The following is an 18758-nucleotide window of genomic DNA, read 5'->3' as shown; positions in this document are numbered from 1 at the left end:
CGGACGTTCTTCTTCGCGGCCAGCAGCACCAGGTACGCGGCCGTCATGGCCAGCGCGAAGGCGCAGGAGAACTCGTACATGTTGCCCCACGGCCACCGAGGCGGCCGGCGCCGAGCACCAGGACGGGGCTGGGGCGGCTGCGGCGGATCCGGCGGACGAGGTGGTAGAGGACGGCGCGGCCCACGGCGGCGATCGGCAGCTGGACGCCGAGCAGGGCGGTGAGCCGGGCCGGGGTGGCCGGGCCGCAGTCGGGCCAGCGGCCGTCCAGGCAGCCGGTGAGGGTGACGGCGAAGGCGGTGGCGACCACCGCGCGGACGGCCAGCGCGGGCAGTTCGTCCAGGACGGACAGGGTGAGCCGGGTGCGGTAGAGGCCGCCGGCCAGGTTGAGGGCGAGCAGGAGGGGCAGGACGGCGGCGACGCCGAGCAGTGGGGAGACCCGGACCGTGGAATCGAGGAACCGGTTGGCGATTCCCGCGGCGGCGCACAGCGCGATCGCGTCGACCTGGACCAGCGCGAGCGGCAGGGCGAGCCGGGAGCGGACCGCCCTGCGGTGCCGACTCCCCGGCGCCACCGCGCGGGCCTGCGCCACCCCCGCCGGCCGGTCGAGCAGCCCGGTGCCGGGCCGCCGCGGGCCGGACAGGGGCCGACTGGATCGCGGCACACTGTCGTGGTCAATGGTCATCAGCGCACGAACTCCCCTGCTGTGTGCCCGGGGTGACGGCGCCCCTGCGCCGGTTGGCGCGGGGCGGCCGCCCGGGCCCGGTGGGCGCGGTCCTGACAGCACCTGCTGCCGCCGGCGGCTCTCGGTTCTCTCGCGAATTCCCGGCGCAAAATCGAAACGAAGCAGGCAAAATCAGACAATACCGAACCGGTAGTTGAGGGCCGGAAGATGACTTGCCATTTCATTCCAGCCGCCCATTAATAGGTATTTCTGATTTGACGCCTCGTCCTTATCCGGTTGAGGGTGCGAATACGGAAGCGCCTGCGCGGCGGGCATTCACGGCATGTGAAACGATCAGATCGGCTCTGGGACACGGGTGCGGCGGCGTCCGGCCGCCGGGCCGGCACCCAGCAGATGGCGGTACAGGGCGTCCACCTGTTCGACCACCGTGCGGACGTCATGACGGGCGACGACGTGGTCGCGCAGCCTGGCACCCCGGCGTTCGCACTCGATCGGATCGGACAGCGCTTCGGCCATTCGGGTGGCCAGCGCCTCCGCGTCCTCCGGCGGGACGACGGCCTGCTCGTGCGCGGCGGGCGGCAGGCACTCGCGGGCCCCGGGCACGTCGGTCAGCAGCACCGGACGGCCCGCGGCCATCGCCTCCAGCGGGGCGAGCGCCATCCCCTCCCAGCGCGAGGGCAGCACCACCAGGTCGGCCGCCGCCAGCCACGGCCGCGGATCCGGCACGTCCCCCACCAGCCGCACCCGGGACGGCTCGGCCGACGCCCGCACCACGTCCGCGAGGCTCTGCTCCTCCGGCCCGCCGCCGACCAGCGCCAGCCGGGCCTGCGGCACCCGGCCGAGCACCCCGGGCCAGGCCGCCAGCAGCACGTCCTGGCCCTTCTGCCGGCACAGCCGCCCCACGCACACGGCCAGCGGGGCGTCCAGGTCGAGGCCGAGCGCGATCCGGGCGGCCCGGCGGTCGGCGGGCGCGTAGTGGCGGACGTCCACGCCGTTGGGCACCACCGCCCAGTCGGCGTGCACGCCCGCGGCGACGCCGTCGGCCCGCTCCTGGACGCTGACGCACAGCAGCCGGTGCGCCCAGCGGGCCGCGAAGCGCTCCCAGCGCAGGGTGGCGGCGGCCAGCGCGCCGTCCACGGCGGCGAAGGACCAGGCGTGCGGCTGGAAGACGGTCGGCACCGCACCCCGGACGGCCAGCCGGCCGGCCAGTCCGGCCTTGGCGCTGTGCAGGTGGACCACGTCGGGCGCGGCGGCCCGGACGATCCGGCGCAGCCGCCAGGCCTCCGCGGCGGTCCCCGGCCCGGGCGAGCGCTCGGCGGGCCAGTCCTGGACCAGCGCGCCCACGGCGGCGGCCTCCTCGGCCAGCCGGCCGCCGCGCGGACAGGCCACCAGCACCCGGTGACCGGCCTCCCGCTGGCCCCGGACCAGATCGACGACGACGCGGGCCACGCCGCCGTCCACCGGCTGCGAAATGTGAAGGATCGTCATATGCACGGCGGCGAGCCTAGGGTGGCTCCCCCGCGCCGGGCGGCCCCCGTCACCCGCAGGTGGCGGGCCGACCACCCGTACGGCCCGTGGCTCGCACGGGTGGTCGGGCCCCTCGAAATCCCGGGCGATTTCCCGGGCCCTCAGGGGTGGTTCAGCGGACCTCGGCGTCCAGGTTGGCGAGCACCTGGTCGTGGATGCGGTTCAGGCCCTTCGGGGCGAAGGTGCGCTCGAAGAAACCGCCGATGCCGCCCGCGCCCTGCCAGGTGGCCGAGACCGTGACCTTCGACCGGCCCTCGCCCGCCGCCGCGACGGTCCAGGTGATCACCATGCTGGAGTTGGCGTCCTTCTCCACCAGCTGGTCCGGCTTCGGGGCCGAGACGGTGAACAGGCAGTCCCGCACGCGCTTCTCGGTGGCCTGGAGCTTCCAGTGCACCTGGGTGCCGGCCCCGGTGCCGCCGGCCCGGACCTCGTACTCGCTGTACTGCGCGGGCAGCAGCTTCGGGCGGGTCACCTGGTAGTCGGCCAGCGCCTCGTACACCCGCTCCGGGGCGGCGTCGTAGACCCGCTCGGTGGTGGCCAGCACCTGTCCCATGACCTTGTACTCCTCGTGTGGTGGTTCCGTTCTCAGCGGCAAGCCAACCACAGGGCCGCGGGCCGGGCCTTCCGGGGCTCGCGCCCGGGTGCGGAGGCCTTAGGGTGGCGGATGTGCTCGAACTGGTGACAGCAGTGCGCTACGTGGACCCGCTGCGGGCCGGCGGTTCCGTGCCCGGCGTCGTGGAGACCGACGACCTCGGCACCTACGTCGTCAAGTTCACCGGCGCCGCGCAGGGGCGCAAGGCGCTGATCGCCGAGGTGATCGTCGGCGAACTCGCCCGGCGGCTCGGACTGCGCGTGCCCGAGCTGCGGCTGGTGGACTTCGACCCGGCGGTCGCCGCGGACGAACCGGACGCCGAGATCCAGGACATGCTCAAGGCCAGCGCCGGGCTCAACCTCGGGATGGACCTGCTGCCCGGCGCCCGCGACTACCGGCCGGGCCTGGCCGCCGTCGGCTCCGCCGAGGCCGGCCGGGTGGTCTGGCTGGACGCCCTCACCGGCAACGTCGACCGCACCGTGCACAACCCCAACCTCGTGGTCTGGCACGGGCGGCTCTGGCTGATCGACAACGGCGCCGCGCTGATCTTCCACCACCGCTGGTCCAGCGCGGAGGCGGCCGTCGGCAAGCGCTACGACCTCAGCGCGCACGCGCTCGGCGGCTGCGCTCCGGACGTCCGGCTGGCCGACGAGGAGCTCGGGCCGCTGGTCACCGTCGGACTGCTGGAGGAGGTACTGGCGCTCGTCCCGGACGAATGGCTGGCCGACGAGCCCGGGTTCGACTCGGTGGACGCGGTGCGGCACGCGTACGTCACGCACCTGGCCGCCCGCGTGGTGCTCTCCTCCGAGTGGCTGCCGGAGGGCTTTGCGACGCCCGAGCAACTGCGCGAGGCCGAACGGCGGCAGGCCGCCCGGACGAGGGCCGGACGCCCGGCCTGGCTCCAGGAGGTGCCGGACCTGCACGGCAAGCCGTCCGTCGAGACGGTGTGGGAGCACCACTTCGAGAGTTAATGCACGGCCGGGTAGATCCAGCCGAAGTACTCGACGGCGGTGCCGGCCAGCACGCCGCCCATGAGCAGGGTGAAGACCGCGGAGCCGTTCCTCCGGCGGACCTGCCGGGGAATCAGGGCCGTGCCGAGGCCCGTCACCAGCAGGCCCGTCAGCGGGCCGGCGGCGAGCATCGCGACCAGGCCCGCCACCGCGCCGACGGGCGAGCCGGCCGCGAGGCCCATCACGCCGGCCACCAGGCCGACGACCGCGAACTGCGTCAGCATCGTGCCCGCGGCGAGGGTTTCGGCCACGCCCAGGACGAGCCAGGGCCAGCTGCGCCCGCTGCCGGCCGCCTGGCGCGGGACCACGTTCCAGCCGGTGTCGGTGTTCGCCATGCCGCTCAACTCCCCTGATGGTTCCGCTGGGTACGGATCCATCCTGGTCAGCGGGCCGCGGGCCGGGCCTGAGTACGGGTACTCAAAAACGACCGGGGAGCGGGACCCAGTGGGCCCGCTCCCCGGTGCTCAGGTGCTCAGGTACTCAGGTGCTCGGTGGTGCTTCACGGCCGGCGCGTCAGCGCCACCACTGGACCGCCTTCTCGGCGCTGATGATGCCCGCGCCGTAGAAGCCGTTGTCGTTCTCCTCGCCCTCGCAGGTGGCCTTCCACTGGCCGGCGCCGCCCGGGTTGAAGTCCCCGGTCGGGCAGGCGTGCGACTCGGCCTGGCTGGTCAGCAGCTCGGTCAGCTCCTCGGGGCTGGCCCACGGGAAGGTGCTGGCGAGCAGCGCGACCACGCCGGTGGTGTGCGGGGTGGCCATCGAAGTGCCCTGCATGTAGCCGTACTTGCCGCCGGGGATGGTGGAGAGGATCCGGCCGTCCTTGTCCGGGGTGTCCGGGATCTGGAAGCGGCGGTCGCCACCCGGCGCGGCGACGGTCACGACGCCCTTGCCGTAGCTGGAGTAGTACGACTTCTCGCCCTTGACGCCGACGGCGGAGACGGCGACGACGCCCGGCAGCTCGGTCGGCAGCGACAGGCAGTCGTTGGTGACCGGGCGGGTGCCGGGGGTGGTGTCGTCCGGGCTGGAGACGTCGGTGGTCTTGTGGGCCAGGTCGATGTTCTCGTTACCGGCCGCGGCCACGTTGAGGACGCCCTTGCGCTGCGAGAACGCGACCGCCTTGCGGACGGCGGCGGTGACCGCCTCCTGGTCCTTGTCGTTCGGGCAGTTGAACATCCACGGGTCGACGTAGTAGCTGTTGTTGGTCACCTTGAAGCCGTGCTCGCCGGCCCAGACGAAGCCGCAGATCGCGTACTCCGGGTAGATGAACCCGCCGTCGTCGACGACCTTGACCGCGGCCAGCTTGACGTTCGGCGCGACGCCGGCGATCCCGGTGCCGTTCTTGGCGGCGCCGATGGTGCCGGCCACGTGGGTGCCGTGGTCGCTGGTGGTGGGCTGCCAGGCCTTGAAGTCGGTGTTCGGCTTGCCGCCGTCGATGCAGGAGACCGACTGCGAGGCGTCCACGTTGGGCGCGAGGTTCGGGTGCAGCGCGTCGATGCCGGAGTCCAGCACGCCGACGGTGACGTTGCGGCTGCCGAGCGAGATCTGGTGCGCCTTGTCGGCACCGATCTGGCGCATGTCCCACTGGTTGGCCTCGCGCGGCTCCTGGCCGGGCGCGGGCGGGGTGGTCGGGTCGGCGGCGACGTCGGCCTTGCCCTGGTCGGAGGCGGTGATGCCCTTGGTGCGGCTCGCGCCGACCGACTCGACGCCCTTGGCCTGGCGCAGCTTCTCGGCGAACTTGGTGTCGGTCGAGCGGGCGATCACGACGCCGATCTGCTCGTAGGAGTACACCACCGTGCCGCCCAGGGTGGTGACCGCCTTCTCCACCTTCTGCACCTGGCCGTGGTTGGCCTTGGTGTTGACCACGTAGCTGAGCAGCGGACCGGTCGTCGAGTCGGCCCCGGCCGCGGGCGCGGCGACAGCGGTGCCGGCCGGGAGCGCGAGGGCGCCCGCGGTGGCGAGCACGAGGCCCACCGCCGCGTACCGGGTCTGGCTGATCCGAGGAACACGCATAGGGGTAGGCCCTCCCGAGTCGTCATGCAGCAGCTGCGGAAGCAGATGCGATGGAGTGATCGGGACGCTAATGAATATTTACTGAGAAAAGCAAGAGGTAGTCATCTAATCGTCACATCAAGACCAACAGCGGAGTCCAGGAGTCCGCAGGTCAACGGGTAAACAGTCGGTCATAGTGTTAAAAAGTGATGGCTCGCCGGGGTGTTGGACCGCCTACCACCTAAAGGGCGTACAACCGGCGCGCGTTGTCCGCGGCGACCATCCGGGCCAGCCGCCCCGCGTCCGCCGCCGAGCAGGCGCCCTCCGCCCGCCACCGCCCGAGCAACTCGCCGAGCCCGTAGCGGAACTGGGCGGCACCGACCAGGTACAGCTCGGGCAGGCCGTACGCGTCGGTGGAGAACAGCAGTTTGCCGAAGGGCGCGAGCTCCAGCATCTCGCCGAGCACCGCCGCCACCCGGGGGCCGGTGTAGGAGGCCGTCAGCCCGAGGTCGGCGTACACGGTGGGGAAGGCCTGCGCGAGGAAAGCGGCCTGCCGGTGGTACGGGTAACAGTGCAGCAGCACGAGCGGGACGCCGCTCGGCTCGGCGGCGCGCACGAACGGGGTGAGCAGGGCCGGGTCGGCCAGGTGCAGGGTGAGGTCGGGATCGCCGAAGCCGGTGTGGAGCTGGACCGGCAGGCCGAGCTCGGCGCACACGTCGACGGCCGTCCACAGCAGGTGGTGCAGGAGCACCGGATCCGTCAGCCGGCCGCGCCCGGAGCGCTGCCAGGCGCCCGCCGCGGCCACCACCGCGGGCTTGGCGGGCCGTTCGGGCGGGACGGCGAGGCCGTGCCGGTAGGCGATGACGGACTTGACGGCGACGGCTCCGGCGGCGGCCCCGGCCAACGCGTCGCGGACGGCCCGGGGCCAGGCCCCGGCCGGCGCGGACACCGCCTCGGCGACCGTCTCCAGGCGGACCACCTCGCGCACCCGGGCCCCGGCGGCCTCGGCGAACTCGGTGAGCGGGAGCAGCGGACGGCCGGCGGCGGTGGTGAGCCCGGTGTCGATCAGGCAGGTGTCCAGCCCGGCGGCGGTCAGCAGTCGTCCGGTGGCCTCGGCGGCGCCCACCTCCCGCCTGCGGGCGAGGTATTCGGCGGCCGGCGTGTGGGCGGGCAGGCCGAGCGCGGGCGGGCACCAGCGCCGGACGGCCAGGCCGAGGGCGCTGTCGAAGGGCGTGGTGCCGGGCGCGGGCGGGCGGTCGGACTCGGTGAGCAGCCCGGCCAGGGCGTCGTCCGCGAGGTCGGCCGCCACCACGCTGTGGCAGTGGTGGTCGACCAGCGCGGGGACGTCCGGGAGGGCCACCGGTCAGTACCGCCAGCGGGTGGCCGCCACCATGCGCTCGGGGGTGGTGTCGGCGTACTGCTCGGCCTCGGCCCGGCGGACCGCCAGCACCGCCTGGTAGAGCGGCTCGCCGAGCGCCTCGCGGAGCACCGCCGAGCGCTCGTAGGCGGCGATCGACTCGGCCGGGGAGGTCGGCAGCCGGGGCACCGTGCCGGGCGCGGCGGCGGCCGGATCCCCGGTGAACTCCGGCGGCAGGGCCAGGCGTTGGTCCAGTCCGGCGAGGCCGGCGGCGAGCACCGAGCCGACCGCGAGGTAGGGGTTGGCGCTGGCGTCGAAGCACTTGACCTCGGCGTTGGCCGCGGCGGAGCGCTCCCCGGCCGAGCCGGTGACCAGGCGCAGCGCGGCCTCGCGGTTCTCCAGGCCCCAGCACTGGTAGGCGCCGGCCCAGTGCGAGGGCACCAGCCGCAGGTACCCGGCGGGGCTGGAGCAGCCGAGGACGAGCAGTTCGGGCAGCGCGGCAAGGATGCCGGCCAGGAAACCCTCGGCCTCGGCCGTCAGGCCGTGTGGGCCGGAGCCGCCGCGGCCGAGGTTGCGGCCGTCGCGCCAGAGGCTCATGTGGAGGTGGCCGCCGTTGCCGACCGTGCCGGGCTCGACCACGGGCGCGAAGGAGACCCGCAGGCCGTGCCGGGCGGAGACGGCGCGGATGGTGTGCCGGACGAGGACGGCGGTGTCGGCGGCGGCGACCGGGCCCTCGGGGGCGACGGAGACCTCGAACTGGCCGGGCGCGTACTCGGGGTGGATCTGCAGGACGTCGAGCCCCTGGGCGCCGAGGGCGCGCAGGACGTCCCGGAGGTAGTCGGAGAGGTCGGTGAGGCGGTGCATCCCGTACGCGGGGCCGTGGGTGGGGTACTGCGGCTCGTCGTCGGGCGCGCCGGCGAGGGCGGCCACCCACTCGACCTCGATGCCGGCCTTGACGCTCAGCCCGCGCGCGGCGGCCGTGGCCTCCATCCGGCGGGCGAAGAGCCGCTGGCAGCCGGGGTGCGGGGTGCCGGCCTGGGTGTGCCGGTCCCCCGGGGCCCAGGCCCAGCCGGGCTGGCCGGCGAGCGGGACGGCCCGGTCGAGGTCGGGGTACAGGCGCAGGTCCCCGGTGGGGCCGCCGATGATCGGGCTGGTCGTGATCACGTCGTCGGCGAGGAACACGTCGAAGCAGGGGGCGGCGCCGACGCCCCACTGGGCGGCGTGCACCAGGGCGCCCAGCGGGACGGCCTTGACCCGGGTGATGCCCGCGTTGTCGACCCAGGTGACGGCGACCGCCTCGACCGCGGCCGTGCGCAGCCGGTCGGCGGCGGCCTCGGCCCGCTGGGCGCGCTCGGCGCGCGGGGGCAGTTCGACGGCGGCGTGGGCGTCGATGCCGACGCCGCCGTCGACGGCGATGGTGTCAGCAGTCATGTCTTCATGCTGCCCCGCGCGGTGCGCCCGTGTAACTCCTCGATCGAGTGGTTGGAACGGACGCGCGTCCTCCCGTTCACCCGTTCGGGGTGGGGTGCGGTTGCCGCCGTCCACCCTCTTCCTACTCGGCAGTAGCTTCGCTACAGTGGCCGCACGCACCACCGTCGGGCTTCGGGAGCCGCACCGACGGGTGCCGTGCGTCCTTCACCGGCCGGTGCCGCGAAACCGCGGCGGGCCGGATCTCTCTCCTCGTGTCAGCGTCGCTCCGTTCACCTCCGAGCACCCTGAGCACCACGGCACACCCGCAGTTCGGCCGGAGCGGACCGGCCACTGCCCGGGTGGGCCCCACCCGTCATCCCTCCAGCCCCCGCGCGCGGACCCTCCTCCGGCGGCTGCCGCTCCCTGCCCACGCACGGCACCGCGGCACGCCCGCCGGAGCGCGCGCGGGCCCTTCATGACTAGGAGTCAGGACCATGCAGCGTCCCTTCCCCACGGTCGCCGTGGTCGGCCTCGGCACGATGGGTGCCGGTGTCGCGGTGGCGGTCGCCAAGAGCGGCCGCCGGGTGATCGGCATCGAGGCCACCGAGGACTCGGCCGCCCGGGCGCTGGCCCGGATCGAGGAGGCCACCGCGCACGCCGTCGAGCGGGCTCGGATCACCGCCGAGGAGCGCGCGGCCCTGCTCGCGCAGATCTCCGTCGGCCACGAACTCTCCGCCGCCGCGGGCGCCGACCTCGTGATCGAGGAGGTGCCCGAACAACTGGAGCTCAAGCGCGAGATCTTCGCCGAGCTGGACCGGATCTGCCCGCCGGAGACGGTGCTCGCCACCGGCACCACCGCCCTGTCGGTGACCCGGATCGCCGCCGCGACCGCCCGCCCGGACCGGGTGCTCGGCCTGCACTTCTTCAACCCCGTCCACACGATGAAGCTGGTCGAGGTGGTCCGCACGGTGCTGACCGCCCCGCAGGTCGCCGAGGACGCCGCCGCGTTCGCCCGGGACCTCGGCAAGGAGCCGGTCGCGGCCGGCGACCGGGCCGGCTTCGTGGTGAACGGCCTGCTGTTCGCGTACCTGAACCAGGCCGCCGCGATGTACGAGTCCAAGTACGCCTCGCGCGAGGACATCGACGCCGCGATGCGGCTCGGCTGCGGCCTGCCGATGGGCCCGCTGGCGCTGCTGGACCTGATCGGCGTGGACACCGCGCGGACCGTCCTGGAGGCGATGTACGAGCAGTCCAGGGACCGCCTGCACGCGCCCGCCCCGATCCTCGGCCAGCTGGTGTCGGCCGGGCTGCTGGGCCGCAAGTCCGGCCGGGGCTTCTACACCTACGAGGCGCCGGGCTCCTCCAAGGCCGTCGACGCGGCCACCGGGCCGGCGCAGCCGAAGGTGGCGGGCCGCGAGGTGCGCACGGTCGGCGTGTGCGGCTCGGGCACGATGGCGACCGGCATCGCCGAGGTGTTCGCCAAGTCCGGGTACGCCGTCCTGCTGGCCGCGCGCAGCCAGGAGAAGGCGGACCGGGCCAAGGCGCAGCTGGCGAAGTCGCTGGAGCGTTCGGTCGCCAAGGGCCGGATGAGCGCCGAGCAGCGGGACGCGGCGCTGGCCCTGGTGACGCCGGTCGGGCAGTACGCGGAGCTGGCCGAGGTCGACCTGGTGGTCGAGGCGGTGGCCGAGGACCTCGCGGTCAAGCGGGAGCTGTTCGCGACCCTGGACAAGATCGTCAAGCCGGGCGCGGTGCTCGCCACCACCACCTCCTCGCTGCCGGTGATCAGCTGCGCGACGGCCACCTCGCGGCCGCAGGACGTCGTCGGCATGCACTTCTTCAACCCGGCGCCGGCGATGAGGCTGGTCGAGGTGGTCTCCACCGTGCTGACCGCGCCGGACGTCACCGCGACCGTCCTGGAGCTGTGCGCGAAGGTGCGCAAGCACCCGGTGGAGTGCGGGGACCGGGCCGGTTTCATCGTCAACGCGCTGCTCTTCCCGTACCTGAACGACGCGGTGCGGATGCTCCAGGAGCACTACGCGACGGTGGACGACATCGACACCGCGATGAAGCTCGGCTGCGGCTACCCGATGGGCCCGTTCGAGCTGCTGGACGTGGTCGGCCTGGACGTCTCGCTGACCATCGAGCAGGTGCTGCACCAGGAGTTCCGCGAGCCGGGCCTGGCCGCCGCGCCGCTGCTGGAGCACCTGGTGGCGGCGGGCTGCCTGGGCCGCAAGACCGGCCGCGGGTTCCGCGACCACGCGCGCCGGTGACCACGGCGCAGCCCGGCGGCGCCGCTCCCCGCGGGGCGGCGCCGGCCGGGAACGGGGGCGCGGCCGGGCAGTTGCGCTCGGCCTGGAACCCCGGGACGGTGTCCGCCCGCTGGCCCCGGCCGGCCGTGACCGGCCCGGTCGCGCCGGTCCGCCGGGGAAGGGCCGCCGGGGCGCAACCGGGGCCGTGTAGCGTTCCGGACATGGATCGGGTTCAGTCAGCCACCCCTCAGCAGTCCGCCGCACCGCGCGCCGCCGACCGGCCGGCCACGCCGGCCGGGGGCACCGGCCCGGACGCCGGGCCGGGCAGCCGCCGGGCCGCGGCGCAGCGCCTGCAGATGCGCCAGGACCTGGCCACGGCCGCGATGGACCTGTTCGCCTCGCAGGGCTACGAGGAGACCACCGTCGACCAGATCGCGGCGGCGGCCGGGGTGGCCCGGCGCACCTTCTTCCGGTACTTCCGGTCGAAGGAGGAGGCGATCTTCCCGGACCACGACGACACGCTCGTCCGGGTGGCGGACCTGCTGGCCAGCGCGGAGCCCGAGGAGCACCCGCTGGACGTGGTCTGCCGGGGGATCAAGGAGGTGCTGCGGATGTACGCCTCCACCCCGGGGGTGTCGGTCGCGCGGTACCAGCTGATCCGCCAGGTGCCGGCGCTGCGCGAGCGGGAGATCGCCGTGGTGGCCCGGTACGAGCGGCTGTTCACGCGGTACCTGCTGGGCCGCTTCGACACCGGCGAGGACATCCCGTCGGGCTGGCAGCGCGGCGGCGAGGACGACTCGATGCTGGCCGAGGTGTCGGCGGCGGCCGTGGTCGCGGCGCACAACCACGTGCTGCGGCGCTGGCTGCGGGCCGGCGGCCGGGGCGACGTGGAGGCGCAGCTGGACCACTCCTTCGAGGTGATCCGGCGGACCTTCTGGGCGTCCAGCGCGCCGGGTGCCAGGCGCCGCGGGTCCCTGGTGGCACCCGGTGCCAGTGGGGCACCCGGGGAGGTGCTCGCCGAGAGCGCACTGAGTGCCAGCCCCGGAGGTGAGGTACTCATCACAGTGGCCCGGACGGACGCCCCGCTGGAGGTCGTGGTGGACAGCATCCGGGCCGCGCTGAGCGGCTCGGGCCACGCCTGACGGGAACGTTTCCGCAGGTCACAGAGGAATCGAAGGTCAAGAAGGGCCCGCGCCGAGGAATCGGCGGCGGGCCCTTTTCGTCCCCGTTCGGGTGTCCATGACAGCGCCGGGAAGTCGGCCAAATTCCTGACACCCGGTGTCTTTACGGCTGGCACAGGGTGCCACTACGTTGTTACTCACCAGTCGCGGCGCCGCGGCTCCCCACCTCGGCGCGCCGTCGTCCGGCGTTCCCACACCCCGGGAGCAGTGCCCAGCCTGATCGACCCGCCCACCACCCACCTCAGCGAAGCCGGTGTCCGCTCCCGGCCTTCCCCAGACGCCCTGTGCGCCCTCTCACAGGTCCGCCTCCGGAGGCAGAGCCATGCAGCAAATCCTCGACGCGATCCTCAGCAACGACGCCACGGCGGAGGACTTCGCGGCGATCCAGCTCCCCGAGTCCTACCGAGCGGTGACGCTCCACAAGGACGAGGAGCAGATGTTCGCCGGCCTCGACAGCCGCGACAAGGACCCCCGCAAGTCCCTCCACCTCGACGACGTCGCCCTGCCCGAACTGGGCCCGGGCGAGGCCATCGTCGCCGTCATGGCGAGCGCGGTGAACTACAACACCGTGTGGAGCTCGATCTTCGAGCCGGTCTCCACCTTCGGCTTCCTGGAGCGCTACGGCCGCCTGTCGCCGCTCACCAAGCGCCACGACCTGCCGTACCACGTGGTCGGCTCCGACCTGGCCGGTGTCGTCCTGCGCACCGGCGCCGGCGTCAACGCCTGGAAGCCCGGCGACGAGGTCGTCGCCCACTGCCTCTCGGTCGAGCTGGAGTCCGCGGACGGCCACAACGACACGATGATGGACCCGGAGCAGCGCATCTGGGGCTTCGAGACCAACTTCGGCGGCCTGGCCCAGCTGGCCCTGGTGAAGACCAACCAGCTGCTGCCCAAGCCCAAGCACCTCACCTGGGAGGAGGCCGCCTCCCCCGGCCTGGTCAACTCCACCGCCTACCGCCAGCTGGTGTCCCGCAACGGCGCCGGCATGAAGCAGGGCGACAACGTGCTGATCTGGGGCGCCAGCGGCGGCCTCGGCTCGTACGCCACCCAGTACGCGCTGGCCGGCGGCGCCACCCCGATCTGCGTGGTCTCCAGCCCGCAGAAGGCCGAGATCTGCCGCGCCATGGGCGCCGAGGCGATCATCGACCGCTCCGCCGAGGGCTACAAGTTCTGGAAGGACGAGAACAACCAGGACCCGCGCGAGTGGAAGCGCCTCGGCGCCAAGATCCGCGAGTTCACCGGCGGCGAGGACGTCGACATCGTCTTCGAGCACCCGGGCCGCGAGACCTTCGGCGCCTCGGTGTACGTCACCCGCAAGGGCGGCACCATCGTCACCTGCGCCTCCACCTCCGGCTACATGCACCAGTACGACAACCGGTACCTGTGGATGTCGCTCAAGCGGATCGTCGGCTCGCACTTCGCCAACTACCGCGAGGCGTACGAGGCCAACCGCCTGATCGCCAAGGGCAAGATCCACCCGACCCTGTCCAAGGTCTACTCCCTGGAGGAGACCGCCCAGGCCGCCCTCGACGTGCACCACAACAAGCACCAGGGCAAGGTCGGAGTGCTGTGCCTGGCCCCCGAGGAGGGCCTGGGCGTGCGCGACGCGGAGTTCCGCGCGCAGCACCTCGACGCCATCAACCTCTTCCGCGAGCTCGACGAGCGGAACATCAAGCGCAGCAGGAACGTGTGATGACGGAGCCTCAGAAGCGCGACCGCCCCTGGCTGATGCGCACCTACGCCGGGCACTCCACCGCGAGCGACTCCAACGCGCTCTACCGGCGGAACCTCGCGAAGGGCCAGACCGGCCTCTCCGTCGCCTTCGACCTGCCGACCCAGACCGGCTACGACTCCGACCACATCCTCGCCCGCGGCGAGGTCGGCCGGGTCGGTGTGCCAGTGGGCCACGTCGGCGACATGCGCACCCTGTTCGACGGCATCCCGCTCGAACAGACCAACACCTCCATGACGATCAACGCCACCGCGATGTGGCTGCTGGCGCTCTACCAGGTGGTCGCCGAGGAGCAGGGCGCCGACATCGCCAAGCTCACCGGCACCACCCAGAACGACATCGTCAAGGAGTACCTGTCGCGCGGGACGCACGTCTTCCCGCCCGGCCCGTCGGTGCGCCTGATCACCGACATGATCGCCTACACGGTCGGCAACATCCCCAAGTGGAACCCGATCAACATCTGCAGCTACCACCTGCAGGAGGCCGGGGCCACGCCCGTCCAGGAGATCGCCTACGCGATGTGCACCGCCATCTCGGTGCTCGACGCCGTGCGCGACTCCGGGCAGGTGCCGGCCGAGCGCATGGGCGACGTCGTCGCGCGGATCTCCTTCTTCGTCAACGCCGGCGTGCGCTTCGTCGAGGAGATGTGCAAGATGCGCGCCTTCGCCCGGCTGTGGGAGAAGGTCACGCGCGAGCGCTACGGCGTCGAGGACCCGAAGCAGCGCCGGTTCCGCTACGGCGTGCAGGTCAACTCGCTGGGCCTGACCGAGGCGCAGCCGGAGAACAACGTCCAGCGGATCGTCCTGGAGATGCTGGCCGTCACGCTCTCCAAGGACGCCCGCGCACGTGCCGTCCAACTCCCGGCCTGGAACGAGGCGTTGGGCCTGCCCCGGCCGTGGGACCAGCAGTGGTCGCTGCGGATCCAGCAGGTGCTCGCCTACGAGTCCGACCTGCTGGAGTACGGCGACATCTTCAACGGCTCCGAGGTCATCGAGGCCAAGACCGCCGACCTGCTCGCCGGTGCCGAGGCGGAGATCGCCAAGGTGCTGGAGATGGGCGGGGTGATCCCGGCCGTCGAGTCCGGCTACCTGAAGTCCAACCTGGTCGCCTCGCACGCCGCCCGCCGGGCGCGGATCGAGTCCGGCGAGGACAAGATCGTCGGCGTCAACTGCTTCGACACCACCGAGGAGAGCCCGCTCACGGCCGACCTCGACACCGCGATCATGGTCGTCGACCCGGCCTCCGAGCAGTCCGTCCTCGCCGCCCTGGAGGCCTGGCGCGGACAGCGCGACGAGGCCGCCGCCCAGGAGGCGCTGGCGCAGCTCAAGGCCGTCGCCGCCACCGAGGCCAACCTGATGCCGGCCACGCTCGCCTGCGCCCGGGCCGGCGTCACGACCGGCGAGTGGTCCTTCGCCCTGCGCGAGGTCTTCGGCGAGTACCGCGCCCCCACCGGCGTCGGCGGCGCCCCGGTCGCGGTCGCGGCCGAGCCCGGCGGCGAACTGGCCGCCGTGCGCGCCGCCGTGGCCGCCACCGCCGAGGAGCTGGGCGCCGGCAAGCTGCGCCTGCTGGTCGGCAAGCCCGGCCTGGACGGGCACTCCAACGGCGCCGAGCAGATCGCCGTCCGGGCCCGCGACGCCGGGTTCGAGGTGGTCTACCAGGGCATCCGGCTCACCCCGGAGCAGATCGTCTCCGCGGCCGTCGCGGAGGACGTCCACTGCGTGGGCCTGTCCATCCTCTCCGGCGCGCACTCCGAGCTCGTGCCCGACGTCCTGCACCGCCTGCGGCGGGCCGGGGTGGAGGATGTCCCGGTGATCGTGGGTGGCATCATCCCGGCAGCGGACGGCGAGGCCCTCAAGGCCGCCGGCGTCGCCGCCGTGTTCACCCCGAAGGACTTCGGCATCACGACCATCATCGGCCGGATCGTGGACGAGATCCGGCTGGCCAACAAGCTCCAGCCGTGGACGCCCGCACCGACCCCGGCCACGAACTGACCAGCTGACCAGCTGACCACTGGGAAGGAACAGAACCACCCTCATGAGCAACGTCAACCGCCTGCGCCCGCGCCGCTCCTGCCTCGCCGTACCGGGCAGCAACCCGCGCTTCCTGGAGAAGGCCCAGAGCCTCCCGGCCGACCAGGTCTTCCTCGACCTGGAGGACGCCTGCGCCCCCCTCGTCAAGGAGAGCGCCCGCCACAACATCGTCGACGCCCTCAACAACGGCGACTGGGGCGGCAAGACCCGCGTCGTCCGCGTCAACGACTGGACCACCCACTGGACCTACCGCGACGTGATCACCGTCGTCGAGGGCGCCGGCCCCAACCTCGACTGCATCATGCTGCCGAAGGTCCAGGACGCCGAGCAGGTCAAGGCACTCGACCTCCTCCTCACCCAGATCGAGAAGACCATGGGCTTCGAGGTCGGGAAGATCGGCATCGAGGCGCAGATCGAGAACGCCAAGGGCCTGATCAACGTCGACGCCATCGCCGAGGCCTCGCCCCGGCTGGAGACCATCATCTTCGGCCCCGCCGACTTCATGGCCTCGATCAACATGAAGTCCCTGGTGGTCGGCGAGCAGCCGCCCGGCTACAACGCCGACGCCTACCACTACATCCTGATGCGCATCCTGATGGCCGCCCGCGCCAACGACCTCCAGGCGATCGACGGCCCGTACCTGCAGATCCGCAACCAGCAGGGCTACCGCGAGGTCGCCGGCCGCTCCGCCGCCCTCGGCTTCGACGGCAAGTGGGTGCTGCACCCCGACCAGGTCGCCGCCGCGAACGAGATCTACTCGCCCTCGCAGGAGGACTACGACCACGCCGAGCTGATCCTCGACGCCTACGACTACTGCACCTCCGCGGCGGGCGGCGCCAAGGGCTCGGCGATGCTCGGCGACGAGATGATCGACGAGGCCAGCCGCAAGATGGCCCTGGTCATCGCCGGCAAGGGCCGGGCCGCCGGCATGGAGCGCACCACCAAGTTCGAACAGCCCGGATCTGACAAGAAGACGGAAAGCTGAGGGCCTGAGCCATGCAGTTCGGACGCACCTACGAGGAGTTCGAGGTCGGCGCGGTCTACAAGCACTGGCCCGGGAAGACCGTCACCGAGTACGACGACCACCTGTTCTGTCTGCTCACCATGAACCACCACCCGCTCCACATGGACACCAACTACGCGGAGAAGACGACCGACTTCGGGAAGAACGTCGTCGTGGGCAACTACATCTACTCGCTGCTGCTCGGCATGTCCGTCCCGGACGTCTCCGGCAAGGCGATCGCCAACCTGGAGATCGAGTCGCTGCGGCACGTCGCGCCGACCTTCCACGGCGACACGATCTACGGCGAGACCACCGTCCTCGACAAGTGGCCCTCGAAGTCCAAGGACGACCGGGGCATCGTCTACGTCGAGACCAAGGGGTACAAGCAGGACGGCACGGTCGTCTGCATCTTCCGCCGCAAGGTGATGGTGCCGACCGAGACGTACATCAAGGAGCGCGGCGGCGAGCAGCCCGGCCGTCCCACCCCTCTTTCCTGAACCCGCTTTCCCTCCCAATGCCCCGGAGGGGCAGGCCGCCGTCATCGGCCGACCCCCACCCGGAACGGGGGCCCTGCTGCCGCAGCCACGCCGGCAGGGCCCCCGGCAATCCCCCCCCCCCGCCTTTTCACGACCAGACTTTTCACGACAAATCGGAGCCGCACGATGGGACGCCTCGCACAGACCGACGGCCTCACCGAGATCCAGCGGGACATCCTCGCCACCGTGCGGGATTTCGTCGACAAGGAGATCATTCCGGTCGCGACCGAGCTGGAGCACAAGGACGAGTACCCGACCGCCATCGTCGAGGGGATGAAGCAGCTCGGCCTCTTCGGCCTCACCATCCCCGAGGAGTACGGCGGCCTCGGCGAGTCGCTGCTCACCTACGCCCTCGTGGTGGAGGAGATCGCCCGCGGCTGGATGTCCGTCTCCGGCATCGTCAACACGCACTTCATCGTGGCGCACATGATCAACGCCCACGGCACGCAGGAGCAGAAGGACTACTTCCTGCCGAAGATGGCGGCCGGCGAGATCCGCGGCGCCTTCTCGATGTCCGAGCCCGGCCTCGGCTCCGACGTCTCGGCCATTTCCACCAAGGGCGTCAAGGACGGCGACTTCTACGTCCTCAACGGCCAGAAGATGTGGCTCACCAACGGCGGCACCTCCACCCTCGTCGCGGTCCTGTGCAAGACCGACGAGGGCGGCAACACCCCGTACAAGAACATGACCACCTTCCTGATCGAGAAGACGGCCGGATTCGGCCCGAACCCGACCGTCCCCGGTCTCACCGTGCCCGGGAAGATCGAGAAGATGGGCTACAAGGGCGTCGACACGACCGAGCTGGTCCTCCAGGACGTCCGGATCCCGGCCGACCGGATCCTCGGCGGCGTCCCCGGCCGCGGCTTCTACCAGATGATGGACGGCGTCGAGGTCGGCCGCGTCAACGTCGCCGCCCGCGGCTGCGGCGTCGCCCGCCGCGCCTTCGAGCTCGGCATCTCCTACGCCCAGCAGCGCACCACCTTCGGCAAGAAGATCGCCGAGCACCAGGCGATCCAGTTCAAGCTCGCCGAGATGGCCACCAAGGTCGAGGCCGCCCACCAGATGATGGTCATGGCCGCCCGCAAGAAGGACAGCGGCGAGCGCAACGACCTCGAAGCCGGCATGGCCAAGTACCTCGCCTCCGAGTACTGCAAGGAGGTCGTGGAGGACGCCTTCCGCATCCACGGCGGCTACGGCTTCTCCAAGGAGTACGAGATCGAGCGCCTCTACCGCGAGGCCCCGATGCTGCTCATCGGTGAAGGAACTGCGGAGATCCAGAAGATGATCGTCGGACGCCGGCTCCTGGAGGAGTACCGGATCGCCGAGTGAACGACGGGTCACCCCGCCTCAACGGGTGGCCCCAGGAACCGCCGGTCGACGGGCGTGCGGGCCCGTCCCGGCATCCCGCCGTGCCACGACGGCCCCGGCCTGGTCCGCCAGGGGCCCGGCACGGCCCCGGAAGC

Annotated in this window: 16 protein-coding genes; 8 read left to right on the top strand and 8 right to left on the bottom strand. The window is 72.3% G+C overall.

Translation table 11 applies throughout. The features are described from left to right. Positions 1-43 precede the first annotated feature (43 nt). The 4 genes from AB0O00_RS12960 to AB0O00_RS12945 form a co-directional block, all read right to left on the bottom strand. A complete protein-coding gene (locus tag AB0O00_RS12960; RefSeq protein ID WP_363651074.1) occupies positions 44-682 on the bottom strand; it encodes a hypothetical protein in 639 nt (212 codons plus the stop codon). A gap of 171 nt (positions 683-853) precedes the next feature. Continuing rightward, positions 854-997 (bottom strand): hypothetical protein, encoded by a 144-nt coding sequence (locus AB0O00_RS12955; RefSeq protein ID WP_363651072.1) that lies wholly within the window; start codon positions 995-997, stop codon positions 854-856. 18 nt (positions 998-1015) lie between these two features. Continuing rightward, on the bottom strand, positions 1016-2170 hold the full coding sequence (locus AB0O00_RS12950) for a glycosyltransferase (protein WP_363651070.1): 1155 nt from the start codon (positions 2168-2170) through the stop codon (positions 1016-1018). A 151-nt stretch (positions 2171-2321) separates the two neighbouring features. Then, positions 2322-2762, bottom strand: a complete 441-nt coding sequence (locus tag AB0O00_RS12945) for an SRPBCC family protein (RefSeq protein WP_363651068.1) — start codon at positions 2760-2762, stop codon at positions 2322-2324. Between the two features lie 113 nt (positions 2763-2875). On the opposite strand from AB0O00_RS12945, the gene AB0O00_RS12940 reads away from it, so the two are divergent. Beyond that, positions 2876-3772, top strand: coding sequence for a HipA family kinase (locus AB0O00_RS12940; protein WP_363651076.1), 897 nt, complete (start codon positions 2876-2878; stop codon positions 3770-3772). Here AB0O00_RS12940 and AB0O00_RS12935 read toward each other — a convergent pair. The 4 genes from AB0O00_RS12935 to AB0O00_RS12920 form a co-directional block, all read right to left on the bottom strand. Beyond that, positions 3769-4146, bottom strand: coding sequence for a hypothetical protein (locus AB0O00_RS12935; protein ID WP_363651067.1), 378 nt, complete (start codon positions 4144-4146; stop codon positions 3769-3771). The genes AB0O00_RS12940 and AB0O00_RS12935 overlap by 4 nt on opposite strands. A 178-nt stretch (positions 4147-4324) precedes the next feature. Further along, a complete protein-coding gene (locus tag AB0O00_RS12930; protein WP_363651065.1) occupies positions 4325-5818 on the bottom strand; it encodes a S8 family serine peptidase in 1494 nt (497 codons plus the stop codon). 220 nt (positions 5819-6038) lie between these two features. After that, positions 6039-7157, bottom strand: a complete 1119-nt coding sequence (locus AB0O00_RS12925) for an amidohydrolase family protein (protein ID WP_363651063.1) — start codon at positions 7155-7157, stop codon at positions 6039-6041. A 3-nt stretch (positions 7158-7160) separates the two neighbouring features. Continuing rightward, complete coding sequence (locus tag AB0O00_RS12920; RefSeq protein ID WP_363651061.1) at positions 7161-8585, bottom strand: glutamine synthetase family protein; 1425 nt, start codon at positions 8583-8585, stop codon at positions 7161-7163. Between the two features lie 473 nt (positions 8586-9058). Between AB0O00_RS12920 and AB0O00_RS12915 the strand changes: the two genes are divergently transcribed. The 7 genes from AB0O00_RS12915 to AB0O00_RS12885 all read left to right on the top strand — a co-directional run bounded on the left by AB0O00_RS12915 (position 9059) and on the right by AB0O00_RS12885 (position 18624). After that, a complete protein-coding gene (locus tag AB0O00_RS12915; RefSeq protein WP_363651059.1) occupies positions 9059-10834 on the top strand; it encodes a 3-hydroxybutyryl-CoA dehydrogenase in 1776 nt (591 codons plus the stop codon). Positions 10835-11034: 200 nt separating this feature from the next. Further along, a complete protein-coding gene (locus AB0O00_RS12910; protein ID WP_363651057.1) occupies positions 11035-11955 on the top strand; it encodes a TetR family transcriptional regulator in 921 nt (306 codons plus the stop codon). A 361-nt stretch (positions 11956-12316) separates the two neighbouring features. Next, the gene (gene ccrA / locus AB0O00_RS12905) at positions 12317-13687 is read left to right on the top strand and encodes a crotonyl-CoA carboxylase/reductase (protein WP_363651055.1); all 1371 of its coding nucleotides are present in this window, start codon (positions 12317-12319) and stop codon (positions 13685-13687) included. Continuing rightward, complete coding sequence (locus AB0O00_RS12900) at positions 13687-15717, top strand: protein meaA (RefSeq protein ID WP_363651053.1); 2031 nt, start codon at positions 13687-13689, stop codon at positions 15715-15717. The genes ccrA and AB0O00_RS12900 overlap by 1 nt, the downstream gene beginning before the upstream one ends. Positions 15718-15760: 43 nt before the next feature. After that, complete coding sequence (locus AB0O00_RS12895) at positions 15761-16741, top strand: CoA ester lyase (RefSeq protein WP_363651051.1); 981 nt, start codon at positions 15761-15763, stop codon at positions 16739-16741. Between the two features lie 11 nt (positions 16742-16752). Further along, positions 16753-17256 (top strand): MaoC family dehydratase, encoded by a 504-nt coding sequence (locus AB0O00_RS12890; protein ID WP_045704019.1) that lies wholly within the window; start codon positions 16753-16755, stop codon positions 17254-17256. A gap of 165 nt (positions 17257-17421) precedes the next feature. Beyond that, positions 17422-18624 carry an acyl-CoA dehydrogenase family protein gene (locus tag AB0O00_RS12885; RefSeq protein ID WP_363651049.1) on the top strand — a complete coding sequence of 401 codons (1203 nt, stop codon included), beginning with the start codon at positions 17422-17424 and terminating at the stop codon, positions 18622-18624. Positions 18625-18758 lie beyond the last annotated feature (134 nt).

Source organism: Kitasatospora sp. NPDC093558, assembly GCF_040683475.1.
In the GTDB taxonomy this organism is placed as follows: domain Bacteria; phylum Actinomycetota; class Actinomycetes; order Streptomycetales; family Streptomycetaceae; genus Kitasatospora.
This window is presented reverse-complemented; position numbering and strand designations above follow the sequence as displayed.